9 protein-coding genes are annotated in these 19,617 nt (G+C 68.7%); 7 read left to right on the plus strand and 2 right to left on the minus strand.

What is annotated here, in order from left to right; all coding sequences use genetic code 11:
* Window positions 1-7 precede the first annotated feature (7 nt).
* A complete protein-coding gene (locus tag MXA07_RS04425) occupies window positions 8-871 on the minus strand; it encodes a hypothetical protein (protein WP_247730841.1) in 864 nt (287 codons plus the stop codon).
* A 301-nt stretch (window positions 872-1,172) separates the two neighbouring features.
* Here MXA07_RS04425 and MXA07_RS04430 point away from each other — a divergent pair, with 301 nt between their 5' ends.
* The 7 genes from MXA07_RS04430 (at window position 1,173) to MXA07_RS04460 (ending at window position 18,390) form a co-directional block, all read left to right on the plus strand.
* The gene (locus MXA07_RS04430) at window positions 1,173-5,462 is read left to right on the plus strand and encodes a DNA-directed DNA polymerase II large subunit (protein ID WP_247730842.1); all 4,290 of its coding nucleotides are present in this window, start codon (window positions 1,173-1,175) and stop codon (window positions 5,460-5,462) included.
* A gap of 331 nt (window positions 5,463-5,793) precedes the next feature.
* Window positions 5,794-6,075: a DUF8044 family membrane protein gene (locus MXA07_RS04435; protein WP_247730843.1), complete on the plus strand. Its 282-nt coding sequence runs from the start codon at window positions 5,794-5,796 to the stop codon at window positions 6,073-6,075.
* Complete coding sequence (locus MXA07_RS04440) at window positions 6,072-7,286, plus strand: DUF4350 domain-containing protein (RefSeq protein WP_247730844.1); 1,215 nt, start codon at window positions 6,072-6,074, stop codon at window positions 7,284-7,286. The genes MXA07_RS04435 and MXA07_RS04440 overlap by 4 nt, the downstream gene beginning before the upstream one ends.
* Window positions 7,283-8,281, plus strand: a complete 999-nt coding sequence (locus MXA07_RS04445; RefSeq protein ID WP_247730845.1) for an AAA family ATPase — start codon at window positions 7,283-7,285, stop codon at window positions 8,279-8,281. The genes MXA07_RS04440 and MXA07_RS04445 overlap by 4 nt, the downstream gene beginning before the upstream one ends.
* A gap of 186 nt (window positions 8,282-8,467) precedes the next feature.
* Window positions 8,468-11,662: an ATP-binding protein gene (locus tag MXA07_RS04450; RefSeq protein WP_247730846.1), complete on the plus strand. Its 3,195-nt coding sequence runs from the start codon at window positions 8,468-8,470 to the stop codon at window positions 11,660-11,662.
* Between the two features lie 155 nt (window positions 11,663-11,817).
* A complete protein-coding gene (locus tag MXA07_RS04455) occupies window positions 11,818-15,012 on the plus strand; it encodes an ATP-binding protein (RefSeq protein ID WP_247730847.1) in 3,195 nt (1,064 codons plus the stop codon).
* A gap of 183 nt (window positions 15,013-15,195) precedes the next feature.
* A complete protein-coding gene (locus MXA07_RS04460) occupies window positions 15,196-18,390 on the plus strand; it encodes an ATP-binding protein (protein WP_247730848.1) in 3,195 nt (1,064 codons plus the stop codon).
* Window positions 18,391-18,424: 34 nt separating this feature from the next.
* Here MXA07_RS04460 and MXA07_RS04465 read toward each other — a convergent pair whose 3' ends face one another.
* Complete coding sequence (locus MXA07_RS04465) at window positions 18,425-19,525, minus strand: PAS domain-containing sensor histidine kinase (protein WP_247730849.1); 1,101 nt, start codon at window positions 19,523-19,525, stop codon at window positions 18,425-18,427.
* Window positions 19,526-19,617: the final 92 nt, after the last annotated feature.

The raw sequence follows: 19,617 nt of genomic DNA on the forward strand, positions 1-19,617 counted from the left end.
GTTCGCGCTATACTGTTCCAAATAGGCGTGCGACTCGCCCGTCTATCTCGGTCCGGCGAACGTGGGCGAGTGGCGACTCGAGTTTCGAGAGGACGGTGTCGGTCACGTGTGACTCGTCGGTGAACAGGTACACCCACGTACACTCGCGTGATTCGACGGTATCGCTGGATATTCCGCGAAGATACCCGGTCTCGACGCCGAGCGCGTCGCGAATGGGTGCGACGTATTCACCCTCCAGGGAGCCGCCCGGCGGGAGTTCCTCGAAGAGCCGCGTGACTCCCGGGTCGATCGCTTCGAGGGGCTTTCGCTTTCCGTTGTAGCGATCGATCGGCACGTCGTAGTCCACATCGAACGTGGAGACGACGATCGCGTCTGGACCGATCGCGATTCGATCGTTGACGAGGTGAAACCCGCCGTACTCGCCGGTCCGTTCGTATTCGTCGGCGGCCTCGACGTGCTGGAGCAACTCGTCGACGTCGAACGTGCCGAGGTAGGTCGCGGCGTTGGCGTGCAGTAGGGATCCGGTGACCGATTGCTGGGCGAGGTCGGTGAAGTCGAACAGTTCACCGACGTGGTCCGGTTGCCACCCGTCGGCGTAGTTGAAGCGAACCCCGTTTCCGGGAGGCTGTCGGTGCATCGTCAGCCAGAACCGGAAATTTTCCGGATCCGTCGGTCGACGACGCTCGACGCCCCAGTCGACGTCCGCGACGACGGGATACCCCTCGTCGTCGACGGGTGTCGGTTCCCCGCCACCGCCCCGGGAACCGTTCGATTCGAATTCATCGCTATCTTCTTCACCTGTCCCGAAACAGCCACCGATTCCCGCCCCGAGCGAAGCAAATCCGGCGGTAATTGCTCGGCGACGCAACATAGTTACCTCGTATAGATATTAACAATAAATATATTTCGAGAGGTACTATTTGACTGGCGGAGCGTGACGATCGCTCGCCGAAATGCGGCCGGCTGTACCTCGACGCGGTATGGCTACCGGTATGGTGTCGGTGGTCTCGGACTATCGCCCGTTTCGATCGGCACCGCGGACCGTCCGGGAGCGGTGAACTTTTCTTTGTCTCTCCCGCTGGTACGTCACATGCACGAGACCACCCTGGATCAGCGCGCTCGATTCGGTCGGCGCGCGGAGACGACCGCCCACTGCGATATCGCGAGCTGACATGCGGGAGGTTGACGAACGCTACTTCGAGTCGCTGGAAGCCCAACTCGACGAGGCGTTCGACGTCGCCGAACGCGCCCGGTCGCGCGGCGGCGACCCGGAACCCGAGGTCGAGATCCCGGTCGCGCGCGACATGGCCGACCGGGTCGAGAACATCCTCGGGATCGACGGCGTCGCCGAGCGCGTCCGCGAACTCGAAGGCGAGATGAGCCGCGAGGAGGCCGCGCTCGAACTCGCGGTCGACTTCGCCGAGGGTCGCGTCGGTGACTACGAGACGAAGGCGGGCAAAGTCGAAGGAGCCGTCCGCACGGCGGTCGCCCTGTTGACCGAGGGCGTCGTCGCGGCGCCGATCGAGGGGATCGACCGCGTCGAATTCCTCGAAAACGGCGACGGGACGGAGTTCGTCAACGTCTACTACGCGGGGCCGATCCGCTCCGCGGGTGGCACCGCCCAGGCGCTCTCGGTACTGGTTGCCGACTACACCCGCGCGCTGGTCGGCCTCGAAACGTACCAGGCCCGCGACGACGAGGTCGAGCGCTACGCCGAGGAGATCTCGCTGTACGACTCCGAGACCGGGCTCCAGTACACCCCGAAGGACGAGGAGACGAAGTTCATCGCCGAGCACCTCCCGATCATGCTCGACGGGGAGGCCACCGGCGACGAGGAGGTCTCCGGCTTTCGCGATCTCGAACGCGTCGACACCAACTCCGCCCGCGGCGGGATGTGTCTCGTCCTCGCGGAGGGGATCGCGCTCAAGGCCCCGAAGATCCAGCGCTACACCTCCCAGCTCGACGAGGTCGACTGGCCCTGGCTGCAGGACCTGATCGACGGCACCTACTTCGACGACGCGGCTGACGGCGATGAAGCGAACGACGGCGAAGACGCGGCCGAAGCCGACGATGCGGACGGTGAGGATGCGGACGACGAAAGCGACGCCAGCGTCGCGGACGGCGAGAGCGAATCAGCCGGCGGCGACGACGGGGCGGCGATGGGCGCTCCTGGCGACGAGTCGGGTCCCGATTCGTCCGACTTCGACGGGCCCGAGCGCGTCGAGTCCTCGAAAAAGTTCCTCCGGGACCTGATTGCAGGCAGGCCCGTCTTCTCACACCCGTGCGCTGAAGGCGGCTTCCGCCTCCGATACGGCCGCGCGCGGAATCACGGCTTCGCGACGGCGGGCGTCCACCCGGCGGCGATGCACCTGCTCGACGACTTCCTCGCGACGGGGACCCAGATCAAGACCGAGCGCCCGGGGAAGGCGGCGGGCGTCGTCCCCGTCGACTCGATCGAGGGGCCGACGGTCAAGCTGGCAAACGGCGACGTCAGGCAGATCGACGACCCCGAGACCGCCCTGGAGTTGCGAAACGGCGTCGAGAAGATCCTCGACCTGGGCGAGTACCTGGTCAACTACGGCGAGTTCGTCGAGAACAACCACCCGCTCGCGCCCGCCTCCTACGTCCCCGAGTGGTGGATCCAGGACCTGAAGGCTGCGGGTGCGGACGTCCAGGCGCTGCGGGATGATCCGGCGATCGACCTCGACCACCCGACGGTCGAGCGCGCGCTGGCGTGGGCCGAGGCCTACGACGCGCCGCTGCACCCCAACTACACGTACCTCTGGCACGACCTCTCGGTCGATGCGTTCTGCGACCTGGCGGCCGCGGTCGCCGCGGGTCGCATCGAGGACACCGACGGCGGACAGGTCCTCGAACTCGACAATACGGACGCGACGCGCGAGGCACTCGAGACGATCGTGATCGAACACCGCCAGCGCGAGGACCGCATCGAGATCGACGATCCGCGCCCGTTCGTCCGCTCGCTGGGCTGTCGAATCACGAAAACGGGTCGCATCGAGCGCGACTGGGCCGACGCGGACCTCTCCGAGCGCGCCCGGAACTGGGGCACCGCCGAACCGGGCGACGACGCCGTCGCGGCGGTCACCGAGGTCGCGCCGTTCGAGATCCGCGAACGCGCGCCGACGCGGATCGGCAACCGGATGGGCCGCCCGGAGAAGTCCGAGAGCCGGGACATGAGCCCCGCCGTCCACACGCTCTTTCCCATCGGCGAGGCCGGCGGCGCCCAGCGCGACGTCTCGAAGGCGGCCTCCCACGCCGACACCATGTCGGACACGCCCGGCGTGGTCGAGATCGAGGTCGGGCGCACCCGCTGTCCGGAGTGTGACACCGAATCCTACGACCATCGGTGTCCGGAGTGTGACAGCCGAACCGAACCCGACTACCGCTGTCCCGACTGCGACGAGCGCATCCGGCCGGACGAGGCGGGTCGCGTCGAGTGCGACCGCTGCGAGAAAACCGCGACCTGCGTCGAGTCGCGCCCGATCGATATCGACGCGGCCTACCGCGACGCCCTCGAGTCGGTCGGCGAGCGCGAGAACGCCTACGACATTCTGAAGGGCGTCAAGGGGCTCACCTCGACGGACAAGCTGCCCGAACCCATCGAGAAGGGCATCCTCCGGGCGAAACACGACGTCTCCTCGTTCAAGGACGGCACCGTCCGCTACGACATGACCGACCTTCCCGTCACCTCGGTCCGCGCGAGCGAACTCGACGTCACCGTCGGCCAGCTCCGGGCGCTGGGCTACGAGGCGGACGTACACGGCCAGGCGCTCACCCACGAGGACCAGCTGGTCGAACTCAAGGTCCAGGACGTCGTCCTCTCCGACGGCGCCGCCGAGCACATGCTCCAGACCGCCGACTTCATCGACGACCTCCTGGAGCAGTACTACGGGCTCGACCCGTACTACGAACTCGAAGACCGCGACGAACTGGTCGGCGAACTCGTCTTCGGGATGGCGCCCCACACCAGCGCCGCGACCGTCGGCCGCGTGATCGGCTTTACGAGCGCGGCCGTCGGGTACGCCCATCCGTACTTCCACGCGGCGAAACGGCGCAACTGCTTCCACCCGGAGACGGAGATCGTCTATCGAGAGGGAGATCGACGGTCCCTCCCAGCGAAGGCGAGGGACGGCATTCCACCCGAAGAAGAGCCGCAGTACGTCTCGATCGAAGACTTCGTCGAGTCTCGGCTCGACGACCCAGAGGAAGACGATTTCGGATCCCTCTATCAGGAACTGGACGACGGCCCGTACACGCTGGCCTACCAGAAGGGGCTGAACGCGCCCGGTGCTGTCACCGCCGTTTCGAAACACCCGGCTCCCGACCATCTCGTTCGAGTGCGCACCGAGTCCGGGACGTCACTGCGCGTTACGCCGGATCACGTGATGCTCCGGCGGGTCTCCCGCGACGAAGTCGACATCGACAACTTCCGCGTCGAGCGAACGCAGGCGCACACGCTCGAACCGGGTGATCTCGTTCCGGCCCCGGCCGAACCACCGTCATCGTTCGCCGACGGATCGATCGAGGAGTACCTGTTCCACGGCGGGAAAGAGGTGCACGACGAACCTTCGAAAGTTATCGAGTGGGAACGGGTCGAACGGGTCGAGACCGTCGAATCGACCGTCGAGTACGTCTACTGTCTGGAAGAAGGCTACTCGAACACGGTCTGTGCGAACGGGCTGTACACCGGTCAGTGCGACGGGGACGAAGATTGTGTGATGCTCCTTCTAGATGGGCTTTTGAATTTTAGCAAATCGTTCCTTCCCGACCAACGCGGCGGACGGATGGACGCCCCGCTGGTTATGTCGTCGCGAATCGATCCATCCGAGATCGACGACGAGGCCCACAACATGGATATCGTCTCGCAGTACCCCCGCGAGTTCTACGAGGCGAGCCTGGAGATGGCCGACGCCGACGCGGTCGACATCCAGATCGGCGAGGATACCGTCGGCACCGACGGCGAGTACACCGGATTCGAACACACGCACGACACGACCGACATCGCAATGGGCCCCGACCTCTCGGCGTACAAGACGCTCGGCTCGATGATGGACAAGATGGACGCCCAGCTCGAGATCTCGCGCAAACTTCGGGCCGTCGACGAGACCGACGTCGCAGAGCGCGTCATCGAGTACCACTTCCTGCCCGACCTGATCGGCAACCTGCGCGCCTTCTCGCGCCAGGAGACGCGCTGTCTCGACTGCGGCGAGAAGTTCCGCCGCATGCCCCTGACCGAGGTCTGTCGGGAGTGCGGCGGCAACGTCAACCTCACCGTCCACGAGGGCTCGGTGAACAAGTACATGGACACCGCCATCAGGGTCGCCGAGGAGTTCGGCTGTCGCGACTACACCAAACAGCGACTGGAAGTCCTCGAGAAATCTCTGGAGAGCATCTTCGAGAACGACAAGAACAAGCAGAGCGGGATCGCGGATTTCATGTAGACCAACGTTTTGCGCTGCGGGCGCGGCGAAGCCGCGCCCTCGGCAAAACGTTGATGAAAAGCACTCCTCGCTCCCGTTGGTCGCTCGTCGGCCCGCTCGCTTCGCTCGCGGTCGTTCGAGAGCGCTTCCTCTCTCGTCATCACGAAACGGCTTTGCCGTTTCGAACGACTCCGCTGTTCGCTATTTCGCGGTTCTCGGCCGTCGGCCTCCGAACCACGCTTCGCTCACGGTGAGTGCGTTGTCCCGAACTGCAACGCGTCCCTTCCCACGGCTCTTGCCCGATCGCCATGAACCGAAACAGGTTCGGTCCGGGGGCCCATTTCGCCCCGTAATGGCAACCCAGCGGCGGATGCGATTCGTCCACGGGACGGTCGCCTGGATGCTGGCGACGGTGCTCGTCCTGGCAGCGCTGGGCTCGCTCTCGCTCGAACTGTTCTTCGTCTGCTCGCTGATCGGGCTGTTGATCGTCACGGAGCTGACGGCGCCGATCAACGTCACGCCGGCGTGGCGCCGCCGGCTGCGGTGGGTGATCGCCCTCGGACTGGTCGGCTTCGCGGCGATCGTCGTGCGGCGGATCCTGGCCATCTTGCCGCCGGAGGTGCTACCGTGGTGAGCGACGACGCGCGTGATGGCGAGGAAGTGAGCGACGAGGCACGGGCCGAAGCGGACGCATCCCGACGTCGCGACGTCGATCCCGACGGCCCCGTCGTCGCGCGGTTGCGCCGGCTGGTTCGCGGGGACGTCGCCTGGCCGCGATTGTTGCTCGCGGGGCTGGCGGCGGTCGTGATCCTCGCGGTCGTCGTCGCGCTCGCGACGTCGTCGGCGGCCTTCGGCGCGTACAACGGCGCGTGGGACGGCGCGGGCGACTTCCGGAGCGCGCTCGAGGGCGACGCGGACGTGACGATGGCCCAGTCGACGACCACCTACGCGGACGTCGAGGCGAACGGGACCGTCGCGTTCGTCGTCGCGCCGGCCGACACGTACGACCCCGCGGACGCGGACCGCGTCGCGTCCTTCGTCGAGAACGGCGGAACGCTGGTCGTCCTCGAGAACTTCGCGGCGCCCGGCAACGCGTTGCTCGTGGACGTCGGCGCCGAGGCGCGTTTCGACGGCCGGTTGTTACAGGACGAACGCCGGCACGCGGCGGGACCGGCGATGCCGATCGCCGCGGTGGCGCCCAACCGGACGGCGCCGGGCGGTGCCCGGTCGCTCGGACTCAACTACGCGACCGCCGTCGAGCCGGGCGCGGCGACGGTCGTTGCAGAGACGAGCGAGTACGCCCATCTCGGTCCCGAGACGGCCGATCTCTCTGCCGTCGACCTCTCGAAGTATCCGGTCGCGACGGTCGAATCGGTCGGCGAGGGCACCGTCTACGCGATCGGCGACCCGAGCATCACGATCAACGCGATGTTCGACGAGGAGGACAACGCGGCGTTTCTCACCGGCCTCGCGGGGGAGGGCGAGCGAGTGCTCTACGACGTCTCGCACGCCGATGGCGTGCCGCCGCTGTGGCGGGCGATCCTGACCGTACGGCGTTCCGGCGCGCTCCAGGCGCTCGTGGGACTCGGCGCGATCGGCGCCCTGGCGCTGTTCGCCAGCGGGCGCGAGTCGGCGATCGGGCGCCGGCTTCGGGCGCGCTGGCGAGACGGCGGGCACGGAGAACTGGGAGGTCCGTCGGCGGCCTCGTCGGGCGCGCGAGCGGGGCTCTCCCCGGCCGAGCGGGCCGCGCTGGTGCGCGACCGCCACCCGGAGTGGAGCGACGCGCGCGTTCGGCAGGCGATAACAGCGCTTAACCGACCGGCCGCGAAAGGTGAACGCGAATGAGTGACGGTGCGAAATCGACGGACCCCCGGGACGTCTACGAACGGATCCAATCGGAAGTCGAGCGCGTCCTCGTCGGTAACGACGACGTCGTCGAGTTCCTGACGATCGCCGCGCTCACCCGCGGGCACGTCCTGCTCGAGGGCGTCCCCGGCGTGGCGAAGACGACGCTCGCGAACCTCTTCGCTCGCGCGAGCGGCCTCTCCTACTCCCGGATCCAGCTCACGCCGGACGTCCTGCCCGCGGACATCACGGGGACGCACATCTACCGCGAGGCGACCGGCGAATTCGACCTCCAGCGCGGGCCGGTCTTCGCCAACCTGGTCGTCGCCGACGAGATCAACCGCGCGACGCCGAAGACCCAGAGCGCCCTGCTCGAGGCGATGGCGGAGCGGACCGTCACCCTGGAGGGCGAGACGCTCTCGCTCCCGCAGCCGTTCATGGTGATCGCGACGCAGAACCCGATCGAGATGGAGGGCGTCTTCGAACTGCCCGAGGCCCAGCGCGACCGATTCACGTTCAAGCTCGTCGTCGACCTGCCGGATCGGGCCGACGAGCGCGAGGTGCTCGATCGCTTCGACGCCGATCCCGAACTCGGCCCCGAGGACGTCGAGCAGGTGGTCGACCCCGAGGCGATCGTGGCGGCGCGGGCGGCCGTCTCCGAGATCCACGTCGCCGAGCCGGTCAAGGAGTACATCCTCGATCTGACCGCGGCCTCGCGCGCGCATCCGGATATCGTCCACGGCTGTTCGCCCCGCGCCACGCTCGCGTTGCTCGACGGCGCGAAGGCGCGCGCGGCTATCCACGGTCGTTCCTACGCCATTCCCGACGACGTCAAGGGACTCGCCGAACCAACGCTCGTCCACCGCCTCATCCCGAGCACGGACGCCGAACTCTCCGACGTCACGACCGCCGATCTGGCGGCGGACCTGCTCGACTCGATCGAGCCGCCGGGCGCCGACGAGCTCGACGCCCCGGCGAGCGCCGCCGAGCACTGAGCAGCTGGGACCGTCGACCGCCGCATCCCGGCGGACCCGCGACGCAGCCGGGTCCGCGGCCAGTTGCCCGTTCGACCGAGTCGGACGGTCACCCAATCCTCGACGCCGTCCGTTCGATCGCCGACCGTGTGAACCGGTGTTCGCTGGCCAACAGTTATTATGACACACCGTCCAATTGTCGCCTCGATGGACGTTCCTGACGTGGACGATCTCGTCCTCGCGGCGCTCGAGCGAACCGGCGCGACCGAGTCGGCGCCCGCGCTTTCCGCGACGGCGATCGCGGACGCGATCGACCTGCCGGAGACGATGGCCGCCCGGGTCTCCTTGCTCTCGACGCTCTCGGCGATGGCGTCCGACGGATCCATCGAAGTGCGATCGACGGATGGGGACGACCCGGACGCGTACGCCCTCACGGCACGGGGCCGCAGTCGGGCGCGAACGGTGCTCGACCGGTACGAGTCGGCGTCGGTCACCGCGCGCGGGGATGACGAACGCGTCGAGGGAACGCTCTCCGAGATCGCCGATCGATTCGGGCTCGACCTGGTGACGGCGATGGCGCGGCTCGCGCCCGGCGGGGAGGTGACCGTCGAGGCGACGCTCGAGTCCGCGTTCGTCGACCGGAAGGGAGAACGCGAGACGGCCGAACGACTGCTCGAGGCGGTCGAAGGCGGCGAGTCGACCCTGTTCGTCGTCGAGGGCGAGGCTGGGATCGGCAAGACGACCCTGTTTCGCGAGTGCCGTTCGATGGCGGCCGATAGGGGATTCGAGACGCTTGTCGGCCGAGCCGACCCGGATCGTTCGGATCCGTACCACGCGATCACCGACGCCGTTCCGTGGGCGATCGAGCACCTCGATGGGGCCACAGTTCCGACGTCGGCCACGGCAGCCACCAATCGGTCGCTGGACGATGCCGTGGCGGTTCGGTACGGCGCGATCGCGGACGAGTTACGCGAGCGCGCGAGCGACCGGCCGATCTTCCTGGGAATCGAGGACCTGCAGTGGGCCGACGCCGCGTCGCTCTCGCTGCTCGCCTCGCTGCTGGAGGGACTCGAGTCGGCGCCGATCGCGGTCGCTCTCACGGGGCGAATCGACGAGTCGGCGGACGAGTCCCTCGTCGCGGACCTCATCGACGCGGCCGCCTGCGAGGCGACGGTCTGTGAGCTCGAGCCGTTCGGCCGCGAGGACGTCCGCGAGTTGATCGAACGTCGGGTCGGTCGCAGGGGCGTCCCCGAGGCCTGCCTCGACGCGATCTACGAGCACACCGGCGGGGTTGCCCTCTTCGTCGAGGAGACGGTCGACGACCTGCTCGATCGGGGCGTGATCGACCCCCAGCGCGGGACGTACCCCGAATCGCTGGCCGACGTCCCGCTCCCGACCGTCGTCGAGTCGACGATCCGGGATCGACTGGACCGCCTCGACGGTGGGACGCGACGCGTCCTCGAGGCGGCGGCGGTCGCCGGGACGACCGTTTCCCTGTCGACGCTTCGGGCGGTCCTGGAGAGCGATCCGGCGCAACTGCACGACCAGGCCCAGCTCCTCGTCGACGGTCGCGTCTGGGAGCGCCTGGACGAGGGGACGTACCGGTTTGCGAGTCACGTCCTTCGGTCGACGGTGCTGGAGACGCTCGATCCGGACCGGCGCGCGTCGCTCGAACGGCGGGTGGCCGATCACATCGTCGACGGGTCGGAGCCGCCCCACGCGGAACTCGCCCGGCGGTACGATCGGGCCGGCGAGCCCGAACGGGCGCTCGACCACGCGATGGCGGCGGGCGAGGCGGCGCTCGACGTCTACGCTCACGAGGACGCGGTCGACGCCTACCAGCACGCGCTGGGACTCGCCCGCGATTTGAATCGCGACGCCGAGGCGATCGAGGCGCTGGAATCGCTCGCGCTGGTCTACCGGCTCGGCGGCGAGTACGAGTCGGCCCACACCCACCTCGAATACGTGCGGAGCCACGCCGACGATCCCGACCGCGTCAGGCGTACCTACGCCTCCCAGGCGATCATGGACACCGACGTCGGCGAGATGGAGCGGGCGATCGAATTCGCCGACCGCGGCCTGGCCCTCGACGGGCCGCGCTCGACGGCGTACGTCCAGTTGCTCGACGTCCTCGCGAGCGTGCAGTTCCAGCGTGGCGACCTCCGCGAGGCGATCGCCACCGCGAGATACCAGTACGAACTCGCGGAGCGTCTCGACGACACGCTGTCGATGGGGCGAGCGTCGTTTCACATCGGGCGAAGCCAGCGACAACTGGGGCGGGCCGAACGGGCCGTCGAGTCCCTCGAAGCGGCGCGGGCCCTGCTCGAACCGCTCGACGAGCCCGTCCACCTGGGGGACTGTCTGAACGAGCTGGGCATCTCCTACATCACGACCGATCGATTCGACGCGGGCGTGGCTGCGATGGAACGCTGTGAGGACCTCGCCGCGGAGACCGGCGAGGTGCGCCTGGCGATCCGCGCGCTCAACAACCTCGGCGTGCACGCCCTCAGCAGGGGCGACTGGGAGCACGCCCGCGAGCGGTTCGATCGGTTGCACGAGCTGGCCGCCCGCGTCGGCAACGACCGGATGCGCATCATCGCCCTCAGCAACGAGGGCGTGATCGACCTCGAGACCACCGACGTCGAGCAGGCCAGGGAGACGTTCGAGACGGCGCTGGAACTCTCCCGGTCGATCGGCCACGATCACCAGTCGACGTTCGCCAGGATCAACCTGGCCCAGACGGAGGTGCTCGCGGATCGGCTCGACCGGGCCGACCGGTACGCGACGGAGGCGCTCGAACGCGCGCGGGCGGACGAGTACGTCAGGACGGAGGCGGACGCCATGCGCATGCAGGGCGCGATCGCACGCGAACGCGGCGACTTCGAGCGGGCCGTCGATCGACAGCGCGAGGCCCTCGAGCGGGCGCGCGAGAGCGAGAACAGCATGGAGATCTCCAAGGCGGCGCGCGATCTCGCGGAGTCGCTGGTGGCGGTCGGCGAGGCGGAGACGGCCCTGGAGCTGTGTGACGAAGCCGCCGAGCACGTCCCGGACGGCTTCCGCATCGACCGCCTCACGCTGGAGGCGACCCGCGCTCGCGCGCTCTCGGCGGCCGGCGACTCGGAGGGCCCCGAGACCCTGCGATCGGTCCTCGAAGAGGCGATAGAGATCGATCTCGCGCAGGTCGAACTCCAGTTGCGACGCGACCTGGCGTGGCTCGCGCTCGAGTCGGGTGATCGATCGGCCGCCATCGACCACCTCGAACGCGGCTCCGCGCTCGCCGAACGGATGCGAACCGCACGCCACCGCGAGTGGTTCGACGCCGCTCTCCGGGCCGTCGAGGACGGCTGCGCGGCCGACGCGTTGCGGCCGCTCAGCGGCCCGTTCGAGACCCCGTCGGCGTGACGGGGGCGCGTTCCAGCTGATCCGACCGGGGGAATTCGACTGGAATCCGGACGTCGATCCGGGCGGCGCGGACGGTCCGTTCGATCGACGATCGCACGAGCGCGCCCCGGTCGCGGGCCAACACCTATTATGCCGACCCGTAAACTGTCGCCCCAATGGACGTTCCTGGCGTGGACGACCTCGTCCTCGCGGCCCTCGACCGGGCCGACGCGGACGCGTCGGCGGCCGCGCTGCCGGCGACGGCGATCGCGGACATGATCGACCTGCCGGAGACGATGGCCGCCCGTATCTCGCTGCTCTCGACGCTCTCGTCGATGGAATCGGACGGACTCGTCGACCAGGTCTCGACCGAGGGCGACGACCCGGACGCGTACGCCCTCACGGCACGGGGTCGCAGTCGGGCGCGAACGGTGCTCGACCGGTACGAGCCGGCGACGGTCACCGCCCGCGCGGACGGCGAGCGCGTCGAGGGGACCCTCTCCGAGATCGCCGATCGATTCGGGCTCGACCTGGTGACGGCGATGGCGCGGCTCGCGCCCGGCGGGGAGGTGACCGTCGAGGCGACGCTGGGGTTCGCGTTCGTCGATCGGGAGGGAGAACGCGAGACGGTCGGTCGCCTCCTCGAGGCGGTCGAAGGCGGCGAGTCGACCCTGCTCGTCGTCGAGGGCGAGGCTGGGATCGGCAAGACGACCCTGTTTCGCGAGTGCCGTTCGATGGCGGCCGATAGGGGGTTCGAGACGCTTGTCGGCCGGGCCGACCCCGATCGCTCGGACCCGTATCGCGCGATCACCGACGCCGCACCGTGGGCGATCGAGCACCTCGAGGGAGCGCCCGTTCCGGCCCCGAACTCGGCAGCCACGAACCAGTCGCTCGAAGACGCCGTGGCGGTTCGGTACGGCGCGATCGCGGACGAGTTACGCGAGCGCGCGAGCGACCGGCCGATCTTCCTGGGAATCGAGGACCTGCAGTGGGCCGACGCCGCGTCGCTCTCGCTGCTCGCCTCGCTGCTGGAGGGACTCGAGTCGGCGCCGATCGCGGTCGTTCTCACGGCGCGAAGTGACGAATCCGCCGACGATGATCTCGTCGAAGCGCTCACCGACGCGGCCGCCTGCGAGGCGACGGTCTGTGAGCTCGAGCCGTTCGGCCGCGAGGACGTCCGCGAGTTGATCGAACGTCGGGTCGGTCGCAGGGGCGTCCCCGAGGCCTGCCTCGACGCGATCTACGAGCACACCGGCGGGGTCGCCCTCTTCGTCGAGGAGACGGTCGACGACCTGCTCGATCGGGGCGTGATCGACCCCCAGCGCGGGACGTACCCCGAATCGCTGGCCGACGTCCCGCTCCCGACCGTCGTCGAGTCGACGATCCGGGATCGACTGGACCGCCTCGACGGTGGGACGCGACGCGTCCTCGAGGCTGCGGCGGTCGCCGGGACGACCGTTTCCCTGTCGACGGTCCGGGCGGTCTCGGCGACGTCCTCGGATCGCCTTCGCGACCAGGCCCAGCTCCTCGTCGACGGTCGCGTCTGGGAGCCCCTCGACGGCGAGCGGATCCGGTTCGCGAGTCACGTCCTGCGATCGACGGTGCTGGAGACGCTCGATCCGGACCGGCGCGCGTCGCTCGAACGGCGAGTGGCCGACCACCTGGCCGACGAGCCCGACCCGCCCCACGCGGAACTCGCCCGGCGGTACGATCGGGCCGGCGAGCCCGAGCGTGCGCTCGACCACGCGATGCAAGCGGGCGAGGCGGCGCTCGACGTCTTCGCCCACGAGGACGCGGTCGACGCCTACCAGCACGCGCTGGGACTGGCTCGCGATCTCGACCGCGACGCCGAGGTGATCGAGGCGCTCGAATCGCTCGCGAACGTCTATCGGATAAGCGGAGAGTACGAGTCGGCCCACACCCATCTGGCGTACGTCCGATCCAACGCCGACGACGTCGACCGCATCAGGCGAACCTACGCCAGGCAGGCGATAATACACGCAATGGTCGGGGAACACGACCGGGCGATCGAACTCGCCGAACGCGGACTCGCACGCGACGGGCCTCGCTCGGCCGCGTACGTCGAGCTACTCGACGTGCTCGCCGTCGCACAGTATTTACGCGGTGATCTCGGCGAGGCGATCGCGACGGCCCGGCACCAGTACGAACTCGCGGAGCGTCTCGACGACGCCCTGCTGATGGGCCGAGCGTCGTTTCACCTCGGCCGGAGCCACCGGCAACGTGGGCGGGCCGAACGGGCCCTCGAGTTTCTCGAAGCGGCCTGCGACCTGCTCGAACCGCTCGACGACCGCATCAGTCTGGCGAACTCGTTGAACGAACTGGGGATCTCCTACATCACGACCGGCCGGTTCGAGGCGGGCGTGGCGGCGATGGAACGGTGTCAAACGCTCGCCGAGGAGACCGGCGACGTCATGTTGGCCCTCCATTCGCTCAACAACCTCGGCGTACACGCGATCGGGCGGGGCGACTGGGAGCGCGCCCGCGAGCAATTCGATCGCCTCCACGAGCTGGCCGCTCGCGTCGGCAACGACCGCATGCGCGTCATCGCCCTCAGCAACGAGGGCGTGATCGATCTCATGAGTACCGACGTTCGGGCGGCGAGGGAGACGTTCGAGACGGGACTGGAGCTGTCCAAGTCGATCGGCCAGGACCACAAGACGACGTTCGGACGGGTCAATCTGGCACAGGTCGAGGTGCTGGCGGGCCGATTCGACCGGGCCGAGCGCCACGCGACGACGGCGATCGAGGAGTCGCGGGCGGACGGCTACGTCAGGGCGGAAGCCGATGCGATGCGGATGGAGGGCGTCATCGCGCGCGACCGCGGCGACTTCGAGCGAGCCGTCGAACGGACCCGGGACGCCCTCGAACGGGCGCGCGAGAGCGAGAACTGCGTCGAGATCTCCAAGGCGGCGCGCGACCTCGCGAAAGCGCTCGTCGCGATCGGCGAGATCGAGACGGCCCTGGAGCGCTGCGACGAGGCCGCAGAGCAGGTCCCGGAGGGCTTCCGGATCGACCAGCTCGCGCTGGAGGCGACCCGCGCTCGCGCGCTCTCGGCGGCCGGCGACCCGGACGGTCCCGAGGCACTCCGATCGGTCCTCGAGGAAGCGATGGCGATCGATCACGCGCAGGTCGAACTGCAAGTCCGACGCGACCTGGCGTGGCTTTCGCTCGGTTCGGGTGACCGATCGGCCGCCATCGACCACCTCGAACGCGGCTACGCGCTGGCCGAACGGACGCGCACCCGCCGCGATCGCGAGTGGTTCGAGGCCGCGATCCGAGCCGTCGAAGCCGGTTGTGCGGCCGACGACCTGCGGCCGTTCTGCGGGCCGTTCGAGGCCTCGCCGTCGTAACGCCCGGCCGAAACGCGTTCTCCCTCGACGACGGCCGGACCCGCGAGGCGGTCGAGTGCGACCGGCGCGATCGATGGAATCGCCGATGGGCCGTCGCGCTCCCTTTCGTTCGGTCGACGGGCGCGTGAACGATTTATTCGTCGGCCGACAGCTATTATGGTAGTCCAGCTAATCCCCTCCTAGATGGACGTTCCCGGCGTGGACGCTCTCGTTCTCGTGGCACTTGCCCGGGCCGACGCGGACGAGTCAACGGCCGCGCTGACGGCCACGGCGATCGCGGACAGGATCGATCTGCCGGAGACGATGGCGGCTCGGGTCTCGCTGCTCTCGACGCTCTCGGAGATGGCGTCGGACGGACTGGTCGAGGCCGTGTCGATCGACGACGAGGACGCGGACGCGAACGCCTACACCCTCACGGCCCAGGGGCGTAGTCGGGCGCGAACGGTACTCGACCGGTACGAGTCGGCGACGGTCACCGCCCGCGCGGACGGCGAGCATGTCGAGGCTACACTCGCCGGGATCGCCGATCGGTTCGATCTCGACCTGGTGACGGCGATGGCGCGACTCTCGTCGAGCGGGGAAGTGACGATCGAAGCGACGCTCGACACCGGCTTCTTCGACCGGAAGGACGAACGCGACACGGCCGACGGGCTGTTCGAGGCGGCCGCGACCGGGGAGACGACGCTGTTCGTCATCGAGGGCGAGGCGGGGGTCGGCAAGACGATGCTCTTTCGCGAGTGTCGCTCGATGGCGGCCGAGCGCGGCTTCGAGACGCTGGTCGGCCAGGCCGACCCAGACCGCTCGGATCCCTACCACGCGCTGACCGACGCCGTTCCGTGGGCGATCGAGCACCTCGAGGAGGCGCCCGTTCCGACCGCGGAGTCGGCGACGACGAACCAGTCACTCGACGAGACCGTCGCGCTGCGCTACGGCGCGATCGCAGACGAACTGCGCGATCGCGCGAGCGAGACGCCGATCATGCTGGGGATCGAGGACATGCAGTGGGCCGACGCCGCCTCGATTTCGCTGCTGGCGTCGCTGCTGGAGGGACTCGAGTCGGCGCCGATTGCGATCGTCCTCACGGTGCGAAGCGGCGAGTCCGCCGACGATCCCCGGCTTTCCGACCTGACGGATGCGGCTTCCTGCGAGACGACGGTCTGTGAGCTCGAGCCGTTCGACCGCGCGGACGTTCGGGAACTGATCGAACGGCGCGTCGGGCGACGTGGCGTCCCGGAGGCCTGTCTCGACGCGATCTACGAGCACACCGGCGGAGTCGGGCTCTTCGTCGAGGAGACGGTCGACGACCTGCTCGATCGGGGCGTGATCGACCCCCAGCGCGGGACGTATCCCGAGTCGTTGACGGACGTTCCATTGCCGAGCGTCGTCGAATCGACGATTGCGGATCGCCTCGATCGCCTCGACGAGGCGACGCGACGCGTGCTCGAGGTAGCGGCGGTCGCCGGGACGAGCGTCTCGCTGTCGACGCTCCGGGCGGTTGCAGCCGATTCCTCGCGATTGCACGATCAGGCCCAACTCCTGGTCGACGGGCGAGTCTGGGAGCGCCTCGACGACGAGCGGTTCCGATTCGCGAGCCACGTCCTCCGCTCGACGGTGCTGGAGACGCTCGAGGCCGACCGGCGCGCGTCGCTCGAACGGCGGGTGGCCGATCACCTTGCGGAACGGGCGGACCCGCCCCACGCCGAGATCGCACGGCGCTACGATCGGGCCGGCGACGCCGAGGCCGCCCTCGAACACGCGATGGCCGCGGGCGAGACGGCGCTGGACGTCTTCGCCCACGAGGACGCCGTCGACGCCTTCCAGCACGCGCTGGGGCTGGCTCGCGACCTCGACCGGGATGACGAGGTGATCGAGGCGCTCGACTCGCTCGCGAACGTCTACCGACTCCGCGGTGAGTACGACGCCGCGCACACGCATCTGCGGTACGTCCGGAGCCACGCCGACGACGTCTATCGGATCAGGGCCACCTACTCCATGCAGGCGGTGATGCACAACGAGGTGGGCGAGTTCGAGGTTGCGATCGACCTGGTCGAACGCGGGCTCGAACTCGACGGGCCGCGTTCCGAGGCCTACTTCCAGTCGCTCGACGTCCTCGCCTCCGCGTACTTTCACGCGGGGGAGTTCCGCAAGTCGATCGCCACCGCCCGCTTTCAGTACGACCTCGCCGATGCCACCGACGACGACCTCGCGAAGGGCCAGGCCTGTTTCAACATGGGGCGAAATAACCGCTCGCTCGGCCGACCCGATCGGGCGATCGAGTTTCTCGAGGAAGCCCGCGAGCTGTACGAATCGAGCGACGATCCGATCGGCCTGTCGGGCTGTCTGAACGACCTGGGCATTTCCTACATCACGACCGGGCGCTACGAGGAGGGCGTCGAAGCGATGGAACGCTGTGAAGAACTCGCCGAGGAGACCGGCGACGTCGGGACGGCGATCCACGCGCTCAACAACCTCGGTATTCACGCGATCGGCCAGGGCGACTGGGCCGAGGCTCGCGAGCGCTACGACCGCCTGCAGGACCTCGCGGCGCGCGTCGGCAACGACCGGATGGCCGCCCACGGAATGGCCAACGAGGGGGTGATCGACCTGCAGAGTACGGATATAGAGCGGGCTCGGGAGACGTTCGAGACCGCCCTCGAACTCTCGCGGTCGATCGGCCACGACCACCAGGCGACGTTCGGCACGCTGAACCTGGCCACCGTCGAGATGCTGTCGGGCGAGTTCGACCGCGCCGCCCGCCACGCGAGCGAGGCCCTGGACCGGGCGCGCGAAGACGAGTACGTCAGGGCCGAGGCCAACGCGATGCGCCTGCAGGGGCTCATCATGCGCGAACGCGGCGATTTCGAGGCGGCGGTCGAGCGCCACCGCGAGGCCCTCGACCGCGCCCGAGAGAGCGGCAACGAGATCGAAATTTCGAAGGTGGCGCGCGATCTCGCCGACTCGCTGATCGCCGTCGAGGAGATCGAGGACGCCCTCGAACGCGCCGAGGAGGCCCGCGAGACCGCCCCGGAGGGCTTTCGGATCGACCAGCTCGCCATCGAGGCGACCCGCGGTCGCGCGCTGACGGCGGCCGGCGACGCCGAGGGACCCGAGACCCTGCGATCGGTCCTCGAAGAGGCCATAGAGATCGATCTCGCGCAGGTCGAACTGCAAGTCTGCCGCGACCTGGCGTGGCTCGCCCTCGATTCGGGCGACCGATCGGACGCCATCGAGCACCTCGATCGCGGCCTCGCGCTGGCCGTCGAGACCAGCACCCGGCTCCAGGAGGCGTGGTTCGCGGCCGTCCTCGAGGCGGTTCGGGACGACGGGATCGAAGCCGACGCGTTGCAGCCCGTCTCCGGCCCGTTCGACGCCGGGTGAAACCAGGGGAAAAGAGCGCGTGCGGCCCCGCGGATCAGGCGCGGGCCAGCGTCACTTCGAACCGAGCGCCGCCCAGCGGCGAGTCGCCGACAGTGAGATCGCCGCAGTAGGTGTTCGCGATCTCGGCGGCCAGGTGGGTGCCCAGGCCCGTCCCGCCGGAGTCGCCGATCGAGACGCCGCGGTCGAAGATGCGTTCGCGATCCTCGCGGTCGATGCCGGTACCGTCGTCGTCGACGTAGACGGTCACCGACTCGTCGGTCGCGCTCGTGTGAATCCGGATCTGCGAGCCGCCGGAGTGGACGAGCGCGTTCTCGAGCAAGTTCGCGAAGAGCTCCTTGAGCAGCGTCCCACCCTCGACGCGCAGGTCGTCCACGTCGGTCTCGACGTCGAAGTCGTGCTGGCTCGCGAGGTCGGCGTGTCGGTCGACGGTCTCGCGGATCACGCGCGGGAGCTCGACGGGAGAGAGTTCCTCGTCGGCCTCGAGCTGGTGGAGCGTGCGGACGTTCTCGATGAGGTCGATCGCCTCGGTGACGCCGTTCTTGGCGTAGCCGTGGTACTCGCGCTGATTCTCGGTGAGGTCGCCCTCGGCGAGCAGGTCGAGGTAGCCGTCGATGACGGTGAGCTTGTTGCCGAGGTCGTGTCTGAGCACGGAGTGGAGGAACTCGGCGCGCTCCTGGGCCTCGGTTCGCTCGGTGGTGTCCGTCGCGACGCAGACGATCCCCTCGACGCTCCCCGAGTCGTCCGTCATGACCGATGCGGAGAGGCTGGTCGGGATGGCCTCGCCGTCGGCGGTCTCGAAGTAGCTCTCGAGGTCGGTGACGCTGCCCTCTCGCAGGAGGTGTTCGATGAGTTCGCCGGAGTGAAGCATCGAGGAGAGCTCGGCGTTACGGTCCGGATCGGCGAGGACGTAGTCGATCGGCTTGCCGACGAGGTCGTCGGGGTCGTAGCCGAGCATGTCCCGGACGGCCTCGTTCGCGAGGCGGATCCGCCCGTCGGGACCGAGCTTGACGAGCACGTCGACCATCGTGTCCATCAGGTTCTCGAGGTCGGCCGTGCGCTTGCGAACCCGCTCGGCGAGCTCCTCCCTCGAGAGGATCGTCAACTCCTCGTCGCGCTCGATACCGGCGTCGTCCATTCGACCGACAATTGGTCCGCCACATAATGAATTCCACGGTCACCCGGGAGTGAGAGCGTGCGACTGGGGCGGCCGATATCGAACAGACCGCC

Source organism: Halovivax limisalsi, from assembly GCF_023093535.1.
GTDB classification, from domain to species: Archaea; Halobacteriota; Halobacteria; order Halobacteriales; family Natrialbaceae; genus Halovivax; species Halovivax limisalsi.